The 15,037-nt window shown below is 70.6% G+C and carries 11 protein-coding genes and 1 tRNA gene; 6 read left to right on the forward strand and 6 right to left on the reverse strand.

All coding sequences use genetic code 11. The features are described from left to right. Positions 1-41: 41 nt before the first annotated feature. The 4 genes from QJS31_RS23425 to QJS31_RS23440 all read right to left on the reverse strand — a co-directional run bounded on the left by QJS31_RS23425 (position 42) and on the right by QJS31_RS23440 (position 7,355). Positions 42-4,499: an ABC transporter transmembrane domain-containing protein gene (locus QJS31_RS23425; protein WP_306357684.1), complete on the reverse strand. Its 4,458-nt coding sequence runs from the start codon at positions 4,497-4,499 to the stop codon at positions 42-44. 371 nt (positions 4,500-4,870) lie between these two features. Beyond that, positions 4,871-5,662: an ABC transporter permease gene (locus QJS31_RS23430; RefSeq protein WP_306357685.1), complete on the reverse strand. Its 792-nt coding sequence runs from the start codon at positions 5,660-5,662 to the stop codon at positions 4,871-4,873. A 41-nt stretch (positions 5,663-5,703) separates the two neighbouring features. Further along, positions 5,704-6,645, reverse strand: coding sequence for an ATP-binding cassette domain-containing protein (locus QJS31_RS23435; RefSeq protein ID WP_306357686.1), 942 nt, complete (start codon positions 6,643-6,645; stop codon positions 5,704-5,706). Further along, entirely contained in the window at positions 6,642-7,355 is a 714-nt protein-coding gene (locus tag QJS31_RS23440; protein ID WP_029931518.1) for a hypothetical protein, read from the reverse strand. Before QJS31_RS23440 ends, QJS31_RS23435 begins: the two co-directional genes overlap by 4 nt. Before the next feature lie 665 nt (positions 7,356-8,020). Here QJS31_RS23440 and QJS31_RS23445 point away from each other — a divergent pair. After that, complete coding sequence (locus tag QJS31_RS23445; RefSeq protein ID WP_306357687.1) at positions 8,021-8,872, forward strand: AraC family transcriptional regulator; 852 nt, start codon at positions 8,021-8,023, stop codon at positions 8,870-8,872. Between the two features lie 136 nt (positions 8,873-9,008). Continuing rightward, positions 9,009-9,389: a VOC family protein gene (locus tag QJS31_RS23450; protein ID WP_306357727.1), complete on the forward strand. Its 381-nt coding sequence runs from the start codon at positions 9,009-9,011 to the stop codon at positions 9,387-9,389. 234 nt (positions 9,390-9,623) lie between these two features. On the opposite strand, the gene QJS31_RS23455 is transcribed toward QJS31_RS23450, so the two are convergent. Next, positions 9,624-10,655 carry a glutathione S-transferase family protein gene (locus tag QJS31_RS23455; protein WP_306357688.1) on the reverse strand — a complete coding sequence of 344 codons (1,032 nt, stop codon included), beginning with the start codon at positions 10,653-10,655 and terminating at the stop codon, positions 9,624-9,626. A gap of 98 nt (positions 10,656-10,753) precedes the next feature. Between QJS31_RS23455 and QJS31_RS23460 the strand changes: the two genes are divergently transcribed. The 3 genes from QJS31_RS23460 (at position 10,754) to QJS31_RS23470 (ending at position 13,352) form a co-directional block, all read left to right on the forward strand. Then, positions 10,754-11,548, forward strand: coding sequence for an enoyl-CoA hydratase/isomerase family protein (locus QJS31_RS23460; protein WP_306357689.1), 795 nt, complete (start codon positions 10,754-10,756; stop codon positions 11,546-11,548). Between the two features lie 114 nt (positions 11,549-11,662). Further along, positions 11,663-12,907 carry a class I adenylate-forming enzyme family protein gene (locus QJS31_RS23465; RefSeq protein ID WP_306357690.1) on the forward strand — a complete coding sequence of 415 codons (1,245 nt, stop codon included), beginning with the start codon at positions 11,663-11,665 and terminating at the stop codon, positions 12,905-12,907. A gap of 373 nt (positions 12,908-13,280) precedes the next feature. Next, positions 13,281-13,352: transfer RNA gene (locus QJS31_RS23470), tRNA-Gln, on the forward strand. A 1-nt stretch (position 13,353) separates the two neighbouring features. Here the strand turns inward: QJS31_RS23470 and QJS31_RS23475 are convergent. Then, positions 13,354-14,088: a tyrosine-protein phosphatase gene (locus tag QJS31_RS23475; protein ID WP_282780482.1), complete on the reverse strand. Its 735-nt coding sequence runs from the start codon at positions 14,086-14,088 to the stop codon at positions 13,354-13,356. Between the two features lie 470 nt (positions 14,089-14,558). Between QJS31_RS23475 and QJS31_RS23480 the strand changes: the two genes are divergently transcribed. Beyond that, positions 14,559-14,996, forward strand: coding sequence for a TetR family transcriptional regulator (locus tag QJS31_RS23480; protein ID WP_282780484.1), 438 nt, complete (start codon positions 14,559-14,561; stop codon positions 14,994-14,996). Positions 14,997-15,037: the final 41 nt, after the last annotated feature.

Here is a 15,037-nt window from a genome sequence, read left to right on the forward strand (position 1 = left end):
CACTGAGGATATGCCCCCGCCCGATCGCCCGTGGGCGTGGACTACCACCGAGTGGACATCTCCCTTGGTGACGACTCGTCCCCGCCCGAGAATATTCCTTTCTCCGCACCCGCCGCAGCCCACAGGCGGGAGTACGTGCCCGCGGCGGCCAGCAGTTCGTCATGGGTGCCGATTTCGGTGATGCGGCCGTGCTCCACGACCGCGATCCGATCGGCCTGGGCGGCGGTGGCCAGGCGATGCGCGACAATGATCGCGGTCCGCCCGCGCGTCACCGATCGGCTCGCGACCAGCACCGATGCCTCGGCCGCCGGGTCGAGCACGGCCGTGGCCTCGTCGAGCAGCAGCAGATCCGGGTGCACCAGCTCGGCCCGCGCCAGGGCGATGAGCTGCCGCTGGCCCGCCGACAGTCCCCGTCCCCGTTCGCCGACCGGCTGCCCGAACCCGCGCGGCAGCGCCGCGATGGTGTCGAGCGCTCCCACTTCATCGGCTGCCCGAGCGATCTGTGAGGTGGTGGCGAAAGGTTTGCCAAATGAGATATTGCTCGCCACGTCGCCGGTGAAGAGGTGAGCTTCCTGCGGCACCACGCCCAATCGGGAGCGGTAGTCGGTGAGCCGGTAGTCCCGGATATCGACGCCGTCGACGAAGACGCCGCCGGAATCCGGATCCCGGGGCAGGTCGTAGAGCCGGGCCAGCAGTTTGACGATCGTCGACTTGCCCGCACCCGTCGCGCCGACGAGCGCGAGGCTGCCACCGGCGGGAATGCGGAAACTCACCCCGTCCAGGGCCGGGGTCGAGGCGGTCGGATACCGGAATCGCACATTCTCGAATACCACCTCACCGCGCAGTTCACCCGCGATCGGGACCGCGTTCTCCGGATCGGGCGCGATGGAGGATTCGGTGCGCAACAGTTCGCCGATGCGCCGCAGGCCCACCCGCGCCTGCTGATAGCCGTCGAAGAGCTGGGACAGCTGGTGGATGGGACCGAACAGCAGGCCCAGGTACAGCACGAACGCCACCAGCGTGCCCGCCGTGGTGGTGCCCCGCGCCACCTGCCAGGCTCCGGCGAACACCACGGCGGCCAGCGCCAGATCCGTCCACGCGCCGACGAAGGAGAAGAACACCGCGATGGCGCGCTGCGCCCGCATCCGGCTGGCCCGGTAGTTGTCGGAGTACCGGGCGAATCGGCGTGCGGCCCGCGGCTCGTGCCGGTACGCCTGCACCACCCGCAGCCCCGACACGTTCTCCTGGAAGTCGGCGTTCACGGTGGCGGCGTGCTCGCGCGCCGCGCTGTAGGCCGAATTCGACACCCGGCGGAACAGCCAGGTGGCCAGGGCCAGCGGCGGTATGGCGGCGATGATCACCAGTGCCAGCTGTGCGTCGATCAGCAGCAGCGCCGCGGCGATGCCCACCACGGTCAGCAGGCTGACCACCACCTCGGGCACGCCGGTCTGCAGGAAGGTCGACAGCGCGTCGATATCGGTGGTCATCCGGGTCATGATCCGACCGGACAGTTCGCGCTCGTAGTAGTCCAGGCCCAGCCGCTGCAAATGCGCGTAACTGCGCACCCGCAGCCCGTACAACACCCGCTCCCCGGCCCGCGACCCCCACAGCAGCGCCGCCGAGGCCACCACCCACCCGACCGCGACCAGCACCGCGCCGCTCCCGGCGGCCCATCCCAGCGCCGCGCCGTTCCCAGCACTCACACCATGGTCGATGGCGAATCGCACGAGAGACGGGAATCCCACGCTCACCAGCGCAGCCAGTCCGAGCAGCAGCACGGTCGCCGCCACCAGCCACCGCACCGGCCGCAGCGCCCGCCGCAACCGGAACCCGGGATCGGGCTCCCGCAACCCCTGCTCGTCCACCCCGGGCAGCTCGGTGGCCGGTGCCAGCTTCCGCAGCGACCGCCGCACCTCCGGCGGCGTATCCGGATCGAGCTCACTGGGACCGGCCGTGCCGTGCCCCACAGGGACGGGGTACGGGTCGTGTCCGCCGTCCGGACCGGCGGTGCTCACGTGATGCTTGCGGCTCGGACTCGCAGGGTCCGTGTGGTATTCGCTGACCGGGCCTGCGGTGTCCAGGTGGTGTTTGCTGTCCGGGCCTGGGAGGTCCGCCTGGTGCCTGCCGTCCGGACCGGCGGCCCCCACGTAGTGCCCGCTGTCCGTCGGGGTGGCCGTTGGCGATTGGCGGCCGGAGTCGACGTTCGCGCGCTCGCCCGGTGGATCCGATGCGGGTGCGGATTCGCCGTACGGGGACCCGCCGTGTGCTCGGCGTTCGGTGGGCGGTTGCTTGGTCGTGGTGACCGGTCGGTGATCGGTCGCGGGTACGGGCTCGTGGTGGGTGACCGCCTCGTCGTTTGTCGGCTGTTCGTTGCTTGCGGCGGGGTCGCAGTGGGGTGGTTCGGTGCTCGCCCGGGCGTCGGTGTCGGGGCCGCTGCCTGTTGATCGGTGGTCCGACCGGGTGTGCTGGCGGGCGGGCGGTGCGGGGAGTACGCCGGAGGTATGGGACGACATCCCCAGCGGACCCCGTTCTACGGGGTGCTCATGCTGCTGTTCGTCATGCTCGCCGGGCTGTGGGTGCGCGACTGGTCGGTCGTGTGGTTGCGGGTGCTCGGGTTCGCGACGCTGTTCGTGGTGGCCGTTGCCGGGTTCCTGATGACGTTCCGCGACTATTCCTGACGGCGCGGTCGTACCGGGCGTGTGCGCGGTGTCGATGGTCGCCGGATCGGGCGGCCGGGTGAGATCGCGCGCGTCGGCGAGAGGCGCGGTGAGGTTGCGTGGGTCGGTGGTCGGCACGGTGAGGTCCGGGCCGGGGAGGCGGATGACGCGGTCGGCGCGGGCCAGGGTGGATTCGCGGTGGGCGAGGATGACGGTGGTGCGGCCCGCGCGGTGGGGGAGGGCGTCGAAGATGGCGGCCTCGGTGACGGCGTCGACGGCGGAGGTGGCGTCGTCGAGAACCAGGATGCGCGGATCGGTGAGCAGGGCGCGGGCCAGGGCGATGCGCTGGCGCTGACCGCCGGAGAGGGTGAGTCCGCGCTCGCCCACCACGGTGTCGTAGCCCTGCGGCAGCGCCTCGATGAATTCGTCGGCAGCGGCCATCGCGGCGGCGGCACGGATCTCGGCGGCGGTGGCGTCGGGCCGGCCGAGGGCGATATTGGCGGTGATGGTGTCGGAGAACAGGAACGGCTCGTCGAACACCACCCCGATGGCCGAACGCAGGTCGGCGGCCCGCAGTTGGGCGAGATCGGCCCGGGAGTCACCGCCGCGCAGCATGATTCGACCGGCGTCGGGCGGGTAGAAGCGGGGCAGCAGCAGCGCGAGGGTGGACTTTCCCGATCCGGCGGGACCGATGATCGCCACCGTCTCACCCGGTTCCACCGTCAGCGTGAAATCGCGCAGGATGGGCTGCTCCCGATCGAATCCGAAGCTCAGCCCGTCGATCTCGATGCCGAGCGGCCCGCTGGGCAGGGCGACCGGATGCTCCGGATCGGTCCGGTGCGGGGCGCTGTCGATCACCTGGTGCACACGCTCGGCGGCGGCGCGGGTCAGCTGCGCCATCACCAGCACCGAGGAGATGGTGCGGGCCGCCGCGGTCATGGTCGCCACATAGGCCGTGAACGCCAGGAAGGTGCCGACCCCGATCGATCCACGCAGCGCCAGCAGCCCGCCGACCGCGATCACGCCGACCAGCCCGGCCTGCGGGATGGCCGCCAGCGTCGGCGCGAATCGGGCATCGAGTCGCGCCGCCCGCATGCGCTCGGCGAACAGCCGCCTGCCGTGCCCCTCGAGCACGCCGACCATGCGGGATTCCTGCCCGAAGCCCTTCACCACCCGGACTCCGGTGACGGTCTCCTCCACATGCTGGGCGAGATCGGCCGCCCGCTGCTGCGCCGACCAGGTGGCCGCGTACAGCCGCGGCCGAATCCGATACACCACCACGGCGATGGCGGGCACCACCAGCAGTGCGGTCAGGGCCAGCGGCGGCGACAGCCACAGCATCACCGCGGCCGCCAGCACGAATTGCAGGGCCGCCATGGTCGACCAGGGCGCCATGGCCAGCAGTCCCTGCACGAGTTGCAGATCGGTGATCGAGCGCGAGACCACCTGCCCGGTCCGCAGCGCGTCCTGCCCCCGCCCGTCCAGCCGCTGCAGTGCCGCCAGCAGATCCAGCCGCAGTTCGTGCTGCACGTCCAGCGCCAACCGCCCCGCCAGCCAGCGCCGGGTGAAGGTGGCCGCGAACCGCCCCACCGCCAGCGCGGCCATGAATCCGGCCATCACCCCGATGATCGCGGTATCGCCCGCCGTCGCCCCGTCCAAGGCGCGTTTGGCCAGCAGCGGCCCGGTCACCTCGACGACGGCCCCCGCGAGCAGGGCCGCGGTGATGCCGAGCAGTACCCACGGATGCTCCCGGCAGCGCGCCCACAAGCGCCGAATCCACCCACCGTGCGCGGCGCCCGCCGCCGGTCGGTTCGTCGGCTCATCGGTCTGGATCGCAGTCATCCGTATCGACGGTATCTACCCGCACCGACGTGATTGTGTTCCCGCCGGATCGGGACGCCCGCTTGTGCGCAGTGCCGGTCGGAGCCGCCCCGCCGATTCAGCGCTTCGATCACGCCGTTCTGTTCGTCCCCGACCGGAGCGCTCAGCCGCGTTCCGCGGAGCGGTGCTCGGCTTCCGGCGGATGGGCGGCTTCCCGGGCCGGGTGTTCCGCCAAGTCCGCTGGCTGGTTTCGGATGCCGCGGTGGAGCGGGAACTGCGCGCGCCGACCCGCCCGCTGGACCTGGCCGCCGAGATCGCCGTGTACGGGACCGACACTCCGGGTGGCCTGCCACGGATCACACCGTGTGGCAGCGGCTTTCGATCGTCGCCGACTAGAGGTCGCGCACCCGGAGGAACCACCAGGCCGCGGTCACCGTGCCGACGGTCCACAGCAGCAGCACCACGATGGCCGCCGGGGTGTGCGCGATGAACGCGGCATCGGCGAACGCGCCCGCGGTGGCGGTGGCGAGGGTGGCCGAGACCGGCAGCACGGTGGCGAAGCCCGGAATGCCCACCCCCTGCGAGACCACCCACACCAGCGGTTCCAGCACCGTCCACCCGGCGATGACCGCGACGGCTCGGACGGGTGAGCGCAGCAGGTACCCCAGTGCCGCACCCAGCAGCGCCCAGCACAGCGCGCTCAGCAGCACGCCGCCGAGCAATCCGAAGAACCAGGCGTGCAATTGCAGCCGCTCGCTGCCGAACAGCAGGAAGGCCCCGAGGCCGAGCACCTCGGTGAGCAGCACCGTGCCGACCGCGAAGGCCGCTGTCACAGCCAATTTGGAGCCGAACAGCAGATTGCGGTCCGGGGTGAGCAGCGCGCTCACCGGCAGCGTGTGGTGCCGGTACTCGGCCCCGGAACCGACCGCGCCGAATATTCCGGCCAGCACGATGGCCGCCGCCAGCGTCGCCCCCACGGCGAGCAGCGCCGACCCGGCCGCCATGGTGTGCGAGATGCCGTCGCTGGCGATGGCGGTCTCCACCGTGAGCCCGGCGACGGTGAACACGATCGCTCCGACCAGCACCAGCGCCCCGGCCATGGTCCGGTTCATACGCAGCGAGGTGACCTTGCGGACCTCGGAGGTACCCGCCTGGAGCACGGCGGGCGGCACGGTGCGGATCATCGACTACCTTCCGGTCGGAAACCTGTGCGGCACGGCGGTTGTCACCGCGGCATCGCGTACAACGCCGGAGACGGGGGAGCGGGCGTGCCCCGGGTGAGGGTGGCGAGCACCTGATCCGGGTGGACGTGTTCGGCACTGACCTCGGTGAGCTGCACCCGCGCCGCCGCGGCGGCCGTCTCCAACTGGGCGAGGGTCACCTCGGCGACGGCGAGCCGACCGTCCGGCCGCATCACCGCGTCCGTGAAGCCGTGGGCGGCGAGTGTGGTGGCCAGCGCGATCTGGCTGGAGGACTTGACCAGCAGCCGATCCGGGTGGCTGCGGCGCAGTCGCGCCGGACTGCCCTGGTAGGCGATGGCCCCACGGTCCAGCACGATCAACTCGTCGGCCATCGGCAGCGCCGCGCTGAGGGTGCGCGCGGTGAGCACGACGGTGCCGCCGCGTCGGGCGTGTGCCCGCAGGAACTCGGTGAGCCATGCCGTCTCCCCAGGGTCCAGGCCCAGGGTCGGCTCGTCGAGCACCAGCAGCGGCGGATCGCCGAGGAGTGCGGCGGCCAGGGCCAGCCGGGTGCTCATACCCGGTGTGTAGGACTGGATGCGCTGACCGCCCACGGTGTCCAGGCGCACCAGGGCGAGCAGTTCGTCCACCCGAGCATCGGAAACCCCTGCGGCACCGGCGAATACCCGCAGCTGATCGCGGGCGGTGCGGGCGGGGTGCAGTCCGCGCGGGGTGAGCGCGGCGCCCACCGCGCGCCGTCCCGGACGTACGCCCGGACCGGGGCCGCCGATGTTCACGGTGCCGGAGGTGGGTGGCAGCAGGCCGAGCAGCATGCGCAGCACGGTGGATTTGCCCGCCCCCGGCGGGCCGACGAGTGCGGCGACGGTTCCGGCCGGCACCACGAAACTCACATCGCGGACCACGGGCGCGGTATCGAAGGTCTTGTGCAGGCCCGCGACGGCGAAGGCGAGCGGCCGCGCCGGGCTCATCGCGCCTGCTTGTCTGCCGCGTCCAGGGCGGGCAGCGGGTCGGCGTCGATGACGTGTGGTTGCGGCCAGGTGCGCGGCGGGGTGCCGAACGCCTGCCGGGAGTTGTCGATGAGCCGATGGCCCAGCGCCCGGTTGCCGAAACCGCCGACGGCGGCGCCGATTCCGGCGGGCAGCACCTTGCCGAACATGAGCGCGCTGCGTTTGGTGATGAACTGCACCAGGAATCGCTTGAGCAGCGAATCGTTCATGCTGCTGATGCCGGGAATCTTGTTGGCCAGCAGGGTACCCCAGTTCTTGGCGGAGTGACCGACGCTCTTCTGCACGATCTCCATACCGCTCTCGCCGAGCACCACGGCGAGCACCAGCGCGCGGCGGCGCTCCTTGTCCTCGGGTGCGACACCGTGCACCGCGGCGACGGCGAGGGTGAACACCGCGGAGGCCTCCAGGAAGAACGCGGTCTCCGCGGAGATGGCCGCCACCGAGGCGACGGTTCCGACGCCGGGCACCGCGGCGGCCGCGCCGACGGCGGTGCCGCTGCCGGTCACCGTGGTCAGGTACAGCTTCTCCAGTCGCGTGATGATCTGCGCCGGGGATTCGTCCGGATGGGCCTTGCGCAGCCGTTCCACGTACTTGGCGACGGCAGGCGCCTGCACCTGTGATCCGTTGTCGAGCAGCGAGACGACCGTCTTCTCCAGTCCGCCCTTGAACATCGACAACACCCCTCTCCTCCGGTCCGCTGACCAGAACTCTATGGCACGAAGACAACGATCCGCGATGTACGGCGGTTCCGGATCGATCACCGGCTGTACCCGGGCGAGCGGCCGCCGCCGTACCGGCGGACACCTGTGCAATACCCAGAATGCGGCCTCCCGCTCGCCCGCGCCGCGTGGCGGACGCGACGCTCCGTGCGAGCCGGGCGGTGACGCACCCCGTGTGGGCCGCGGTGGACTGCGAGGCTTGGTGCCGGTGGCCCGCACGCGCCGGGGCCGTGAGGCTTGGTGTTGGGTGCGCTGGTGACGTCCGCGAGCGGGGTTCGGTGGACCCGAGGCTTGGTGTTGGGTGCGCTGGTGACGTCCGCGAGCGGGGTTCGGTGGACCCGAGGCTTGGTGTTGGGTGCGCTGGCGATGTCCGCGAGCGGGGTTCGGTGGACCCGAGGCTTGGTGTTGGGTGCGCTGGCGATGTCCGCGAGCGGGGTTCGGTGGACCCGAGGCTTCGGGCCTGGCAGCAGGTGCCGCACCGCACGCTGGTGGTGGCGGTGGACCGTGACGCTCGCTGTGGCCGGGAGCGGCTCGCGGATGTTGCGGTAGTGGTGATGGACCCCGGAGCTTCGCGCGGCGGGGTGGTGGCTGTCGGTGCGCGGGCTTACCGTGATCAGATGACCGGAGTGTCCGAGGGCGCTCGGGGCCTGCCCGATCCGCGTCTGCGACCGTATGTCCTCTCCTACGAGGGCTACCTGTTGCGCGGCTTCGCGCCGGGGACGCATGTGGGCATGCCCGCGACCACGCTGACCGTGCTGGTCACCATCGGCGAACCGGTGGACGTGCCGGTGTCCTCGCATCCGGAGCAGGCGGGCGGGCGCTGGGACATGTTGGCCAGCGGATTGACGGTGCGCCCGGCCCTGGTCGCGCACGATGGTTTCCAGCACGGCATCCAGTTGGGTTTGACCCCGCGCGGGGCACGCGCACTGCTGGGTGTTCCCACCGCGGCGCTGGGTTCGTGGGTGGTGGATCTCGGTGACCTGCTGGGCGCGCGGGCGGTGGAGTTGCGGGACCGGGTTTCGGCGACGACCGCCTGGTCGGAGCGGTTCGCCGTGCTGGACGACATCCTGCTGCGCGAGGTGCGCCCGGTGCCCTGGGCCGACGAGCTCACGCGGGCCTGGGGTCTGCTCTCCGGGCCCTGCCCCTGGGTGCGGGTCGGCGACGTGGCCGCCGATATCGGGTGGAGCCGCAGGCATCTGGTCAATCGGTTCACCGCCGAATTCGGCATCTCGCCGAAGGACGCCGCCCGCATCGCCCGCTTCGAGCGCTCGCACCGACTGCTGCGGTTGCCGGACGTGCCCGCGCTCGCGGAGGTCGCCACCCGCGCCGGGTACTACGACCAGGCGCATATGGCCCGGGAATGGCGCGAATTCGCCGGTCTGCCGCCGTCGGTGTGGCGGGAGCGTGAGGTGTTCCCATTCGTCCAAGACCAGCTCCCGTACGCGGCGGGATCCTCGTCCCATGACTGAATCGACCGCCGCTGAATCGACCGCCGCTGAATCGACCGCCGCTGAATCGACCGCCGCTGAATCGACCACCGCAGAATCGACCACCGCTGTACCGACCTCCGTCGCGTCGACGCCCACCGCGCCCACCGGCACGGCGATCTGGCCGTGCCTGACCTACCGTGACGCCCGCGCCGCCATCGACTTCCTGGAGCGGGCCTTCGGATTCGAGACCCGCGCCTGCTACGCCGAGGGAGAGATGGTGCACCACGCCGAGCTGGCGTGGCCCGGCGGTGGCGGGGTCATGCTCGGCTCCTGGCGGGATGATATGGCCGCCAGGGAGCTGCCGCCCGGCGCGGGCTGCGTATACATCGCCCTCGACGACGTGGACGCCCTGCACGACCGCGCCCGCGCGGCCGGGGCGAGGGTCACCCGGGAGCTGCGGGAGGAGGAGGGCTACGAGTCCCGCGGCTTCACCGTCCGCGATCCCGCGGGTGTGTACTGGAGTTTCGGCACCTACCGGGGGCACGGAGAGTCCTGACGGCGCGCCGCCGCACCCGACACCGGTAACGGAACCGCGACCCACCGGTGCTGGGGCGGGCTGTCTTTCGCGCCCGCGAGGTCAGGACCCGCCGGACAGCCGAATGTGACGCATCCCGCGCGCTCGGGAGATGGAGTGCGCCGCTGCCGTCCGGGAGGTGGATTTCCTTCCACTCACGGTGGGCGGAGGTCGCTGCCGTTCACCCCGTGGCGGGTTGCGCCTCCACGCGTCCCGCTACGCTCCGTGCTCGGCCGGTACGCGCTCGGCCTCCACCGGCGGCGGGGGTGGGGTGCCGTCGCCGAACGGATTGCCGCCCAGCGCTTCCCGTCCGTGCGGGGTGAGCCAATTCGACAGTTCCGGCCCCTTGGGCACGATCCCCGTCGGGTTTATGTCCCGGTGGACGATGTAGTAGTGCTGTTTGATCTGCGTGAAGTCGACGGTGTCCCCGAAGCCGGGCGTCTGAAACAGGTCGCGGGCGTAGGCCCACAGCACCGGCAGTTCGGTCAGCTTCTCGCGATTGCATTTGAAGTGCCCGTGGTACACGGCGTCGAATCGCACCAGCGTGGTGAACAGCCGCACATCGGCCTCGGTGATGGTCTCGCCCACCAGGTAGCGCTGCCCGGCGAGCCGTTCGGAGAGCCAGTCCAGCGCCGTGAACAGCCGATCGTAGGCGGCGTCGTAGGCGTCCTGGGAGCCCGCGAATCCGCAGCGGTAGACGCCGTTGTTGACCTCGGTGTAGACCCGCCGGTTCACCGAGTCGATCTCGGCGCGCAGCTCCTCCGGATACAGCCGCGGCGCGCCCGCGCGGTGGTGTTCGGTCCACTCCGTGGCGAAGTCGAGTGTCATCCGGGCGTAGTCGTTGGTGACGACCTGCCCGGTGCGTTCGTCCACGACGGCGGGGACGGTGATGCCGCGCGGGTAGTCGGGGAAGCGCGCGAAGTACGCATCGGCCAGGAAGTGGATGCCCAGTACGGGATCCACGCCGCCCGGGTCGAGATCGAAGGTCCAGCTGCGCTTGTCGTGTGTGGGCCCGCAGAGGCCCAGCGACAGCACCGGTTCCAGGCCGAGCAGTCGCCGCACGATGAGCGTGCGATTGGCCCACGGGCAGGCGCGCGCCGCGACCAGTCGGTAGCGGCCGGGCTCCACCGGGTAGCCGTCGCGCCCGTCGGCGGTGATCCGGGTGGTGATGTAGTTGGTGTCCCGCGTGAACTCGCCGGGTTCGACGTAGCTGCCGCGCTGCGAAGTGTCCGAAGCCGAAGTAGTCACCCGGCCAGTCTGTCAGAAGGCGCGCACTCCCAGTAGGGCGTGACACCGTCGGTGGGCAGGGCTGTCGCCCGGTCGCGCCAGCGCCTAGATTCGCCCTCATGACCGACACCAAGCCGACCCGTCTCGAATACGTCACCACCGAGGGTGGCGCGCGGGCCGCCGTCATCACCATCGCGCATCCGCCGCTGAACCTCTTCGACAAGGCGCTGATGGAGGCTCTGGCGGCCGATATCGCCGAGCTGTCGGCCACCCCGCCGCGGGCGCTTCTGCTACGCGCCGAGGGCAAGCTGGTGTCGGGCGGCGTGGACGTGCACATCTTCGACGGCCTCACCCCCGATCAGGGTGCGGAACTGTGGCGGACCCTGTTCGCGCGCATCATCCACCCGGTGGAGGCGCTGCCCTGCCCGGTCGTATTCGCCGCGCACGGCCTCACCCTGACCGCCGCCTTCGAGGTCGCGCTGGCCTGCGATGTCATTCTGGCCGCGCCCAAGGCCACGTTCGGCTTGGTGGAGACAGTGGTCGGGCTGACCCCGTCCATGGGCGGCCCGCAGCGGCTGGCCGAGCGGGCCGGATCCGGCCGCGCCCGCGAATTCGTCATGACCGGCGACCTCTACGACGCCGCCACCATGACCGACTGGGGTGTGGTCAACGCCGTCCACGACGACGTCGACACCGCCGCCCGCGCGCTGCTGGCCCGCCTCGCCGACGGTCCCACCAAGGCGCACGCCGCCACCAAGCAGATCATCGAGGCGTGGCGCTCCGGCGGTGTCGCCCACGCCGATTCGGTGACCCCGGCCGTCTCCGGCGCGCTGTTCGACACCGCCGATCTGCAGGGCGCGGTGCGCAGCTTCCTCGAGGTCGGCCCAGGTAAGGCCACCTATACCGGTCAGTGAGTCGGTTTCAGCCGGGTGACGGCTGAAAGACGTTTGCCGACAATCCACCCTAGAATGTGACGTGCATCATATAGTCACTGGTGCCTGATGGCTCGGAGGCACTCGGAGGGACGGATGTCGCAGTTACTGGTCGAATATCCCCAGGCGTCGTGCGAATCGCGAAAAGCCCGGAGCGACAACCCCCTTGCGCGCGGTGCCGACGGCGTGCTGCGGTACGGCAACCTGAATCCGGCGCTCACCGAGCTGCTGGACATCCAGGTGCACACCTTCGCGGCACGGGAGGCGGTGGTCGAGATCGGCGGCCCCCGCCTCACCTACCGCGAGCTGTGGTACTCGGCCTCCCGTATCGCGGGCGGATTGCAGGAGCACGGCATCGGCTACGGCGACCGGGTGGCGGTGCGCATGCCGGTCGGGGTGCGCTGGGTGCAGGCGTTCCTGGGGGCGCTGCTCTCCGGTGCGGTGCCGGTGCTGGTGCACGAGGGCCTCCCGGATGCGCTGGCGGAGCGGGTGATCCACGACAGCTGCGCGGACTACATCCTGGACGGCGGCGGCAGTGCGGCCGGATTCCGTGAGGCGCTGCCCGACGGTGCGGCGTTCATCGACGACGGCGCCTCGCTGACCGAGTTGGCCCTGCTCTGCTACACCAGCCCCGCCCACGGCGCGGACCCCAAGGGGGTGGAGCTGACCAACGAGAATCTGCTCTCGGCCATCCGCTCCGTGGTGGGTGCGCTGGATCTGCCCATCGACGGGCTGCGAAATCTGCTGCTGCTGCCGCTGTCCCATGCCAGCGGCTGCGTGGACCAGTTGCTGCCGACCTTCGCGGTGGGCGGCACCGTGGTGTTGGCCCCCGATCCGGAGGCGGTCGCGGCAGCGCTGGTATCCGAACGCATCGACATGGTCTCGGCCACGCCGCGGGTGTTCGCCGGACTGGTGCCCGAACTGGCGGGACTGCGCCTGGACCGGGTCGGGCGGGTGTGCAGCGCCGGCCATCGCGCCGAACTCGCCGCCGCCGAACCCGGGACCGCCGATACGGTCGCCGCCGCCCTGCGCGCTATCTTCCCCGAGGCCCGCCAGTGGTCGGTGTGGGGTGCGACGGAGACCAGCGGCATCGGCTTGGCCCGCGACGACACCGCCACCCGCGACGCGCTCGGATTCGCCTTCGGCGGAACCGAACTCGCGCTTTGGGGTCCGCGCGCCGACACCGGCCACGGCGAACTCCTCTGCCGCGGCCCCAATGTCACCCGGCGCTACTGGAACGACCCGCAGACCACCGAATCCCGTTTCACCGGAACCTGGTTCCACACCGGGAATCAGGTCAGCATCGACGCCGACGGCCTCGTCCGCCGCGCCGACCGGTAGGCGGCGCGTTCCGCTCTCTCATCGCCGGTTGCCGCCGACGCAAACCGCCCGGTGCCGCCGTCTTCCCGGATCGCCGTTGCCCGGGATGGCCGTTGCCCGGTGCCGTCATTCGGGCACCGCGCCGATTCCGGCCGCCGCGGCGTCGGCGGCGGCGCGGTCTCGCCATTCCACCTGGGCTCGCCGTTGCCCGGTGCCGCCGTCACCAGGGAACCCGGGGCTCGAACGGTGGTGGCGCGCACCGGAAACGAGTTCGACGCTCGGCGACGGGGGCGTGGACTCCGCATCCGTGCTCGGCGCTGACGCGCGGTGGTCGCCGATAATCGTTTGTCGGGGACCGTCCGGATCGGCGAGGATCGATCTCCCGCACCAGCTTTCGCCCGTGGTGTAATCGGCAGCACGCGAGATTTTGGTTCTCGCTGTCCAGGTTCGAGTCCTGGCGGGCGAGCTCACTCCAGCAGGCGGGCGCGCAGGGCCTCGCGGTGATCGGGGGTGATGCCGATCTCGACGAGGTAGCCGTCGATGCCGCCGTACATCTCCACCATGGAGGCGGTGCCCGCGGCGAGGTAGTCGGCGCGTACGCCGAGCAGATCGTCGGAGAGTTCCTCGTCGCTGCCGGCGGCGATGATCGCGCGCAGGGTGGGGACGGCGTCATTGCTGCGCAGGTAGTCGGCGAAGACGTCGTCCTCGGTGACGTCGACGGCGCGCAGTACGGTGGCGACGGCCCAGCCGGTTCGGTCCTTGCCCGCCGCGCAGTGCACCAGCGCGGTGCCCGCCAGGATCGAGTCGGCCAGGGCGGCGATGGCGGTGTGCGCTTCGGGCAGGGCGGGGAACCGGCGGTAGACCTCGAGCATGTGCGCGGACGCGGTGCTGTGGCGGCGGGCCTCGTGCGGCGGGGCCTCGCCCATGCGCGGATCGAACGGGGTGACGTTGAGCCGCACGCCCTCGGGTAGCGAGTCGTGACCGATGTAGTCGATCTCGGCGTGGCCGCGCAGGTCGTGCACGTCGGTGACGCCGAGTTCGAGCAGGGTGGCGTGGCCGTCGCCGTCGAGGCGGCTGAGTTCGGCCGACCGCATGAGGATCCCCGAGCGGACCTTCGCGCCGCCTCCGGTGCGCGCGCCCGCGACGTCGCGGTAGTTGAAGGTACCGGGGATGAGGAACTGATCGGAGCCCGCTGAAGTCACCGACCCAGGCTATCGGTACGGCGGTATACCGTGGGTGTCGATGTCGGATCGATGGGACGAATTCGTGCTACGACCAGGGGGCTTTACGGCTTACACCTGTGTCATATGGCACAGTATGTGGCATTGTCCGGAATCGAATCCATAAAATACCGTTCGGTCGCCAAAGTCGGCGTTTCCCAGGTCGCCAGCCTAATTCCGAACATTCCCGTTCGATCGCGTCACTGTTCCGATTAGGTAACAAAACCGTCTTCAGGTACGAAAATGGCTATCAAAGCTGGTCGAGCACCCAGAAAAACCTTTACCATCGGTACCCGTTGAGCGGTTGCATCCGGGGTGGAAGCCTTGGGGGGATCAGTGTCGATCTGGCAACCCGCTGAGCGAGCCGCGCAGTGCGAAGTGCGCGAGTTCTTTCGCTGAGGGAGTCGTCGTTGAGCGCTGGAGAAACAATTCACATCGGAGTGCGGCCCGCCATGACCGAGTCGATCGAGAAGGCCGCCGCCTCGCTCGATTTCACCGGTACCCGGGCGCTGCGCGTACTGCTGCACGCCGGGATCAGCGCGCTGTGGCCGATCATCAAGGCCACGCCGGACCGGCAGATCGAGGCGTACGAATCCACCCTGGCGGTGTTGCGTCGTCGCTGGGAGAACCAGTCGGTCTGCACGCCGGATCCGGTGGCGTCGGCCATGTACCGGCAGATGGACGCCGATGTCGTGTCCTTCCTGCATCTGTGCGCCGAGCGTTCGGGCACCGAATGGCTGGAGCCGGTCGATGCCATCGCCGCCTACCTGGTCGCGGTCATGCAGGGCATCGTGTTGCGCTGGCTGGCCGACTGCGATGACGAAACCGCCCTGGTGGTGCTGGACGACCTGGTCTCGAGCCTGTCGACCAAGGCGCTCGATCGCGGTTGATCCGAAGTGATGCGCCCGGTGGCAGCGGGCGCGTCGGCCGG

Source organism: Nocardia sp. CC213A (assembly GCF_030766805.1).
GTDB classification, from domain to species: Bacteria; Actinomycetota; Actinomycetes; order Mycobacteriales; family Mycobacteriaceae; genus Nocardia; species Nocardia otitidiscaviarum.

Excerpts from the sequence above, each read along its gene's own strand:
- QJS31_RS23460 (WP_306357689.1), top strand. The coding sequence starts at position 10,754 with ATGACCGACACCAAGCCGACCCGTCTCGAATACGTCACCACCGAGGGT.
- QJS31_RS23465 (WP_306357690.1), top strand. The coding sequence starts at position 11,663 with ATGTCGCAGTTACTGGTCGAATATCCCCAGGCGTCGTGCGAATCGCGA.
- QJS31_RS23440 (WP_029931518.1), bottom strand. The coding sequence starts at position 7,355 with ATGTTCAAGGGCGGACTGGAGAAGACGGTCGTCTCGCTGCTCGACAAC.
- QJS31_RS23480 (WP_282780484.1), top strand. The coding sequence starts at position 14,559 with ATGACCGAGTCGATCGAGAAGGCCGCCGCCTCGCTCGATTTCACCGGT.
- QJS31_RS23425 (WP_306357684.1), bottom strand. The coding sequence starts at position 4,499 with ATGACTGCGATCCAGACCGATGAGCCGACGAACCGACCGGCGGCGGGC.
- QJS31_RS23445 (WP_306357687.1), top strand. The coding sequence starts at position 8,021 with ATGACCGGAGTGTCCGAGGGCGCTCGGGGCCTGCCCGATCCGCGTCTG.
- QJS31_RS23435 (WP_306357686.1), bottom strand. The coding sequence starts at position 6,645 with ATGAGCCCGGCGCGGCCGCTCGCCTTCGCCGTCGCGGGCCTGCACAAG.
- QJS31_RS23430 (WP_306357685.1), bottom strand. The coding sequence starts at position 5,662 with ATGATCCGCACCGTGCCGCCCGCCGTGCTCCAGGCGGGTACCTCCGAG.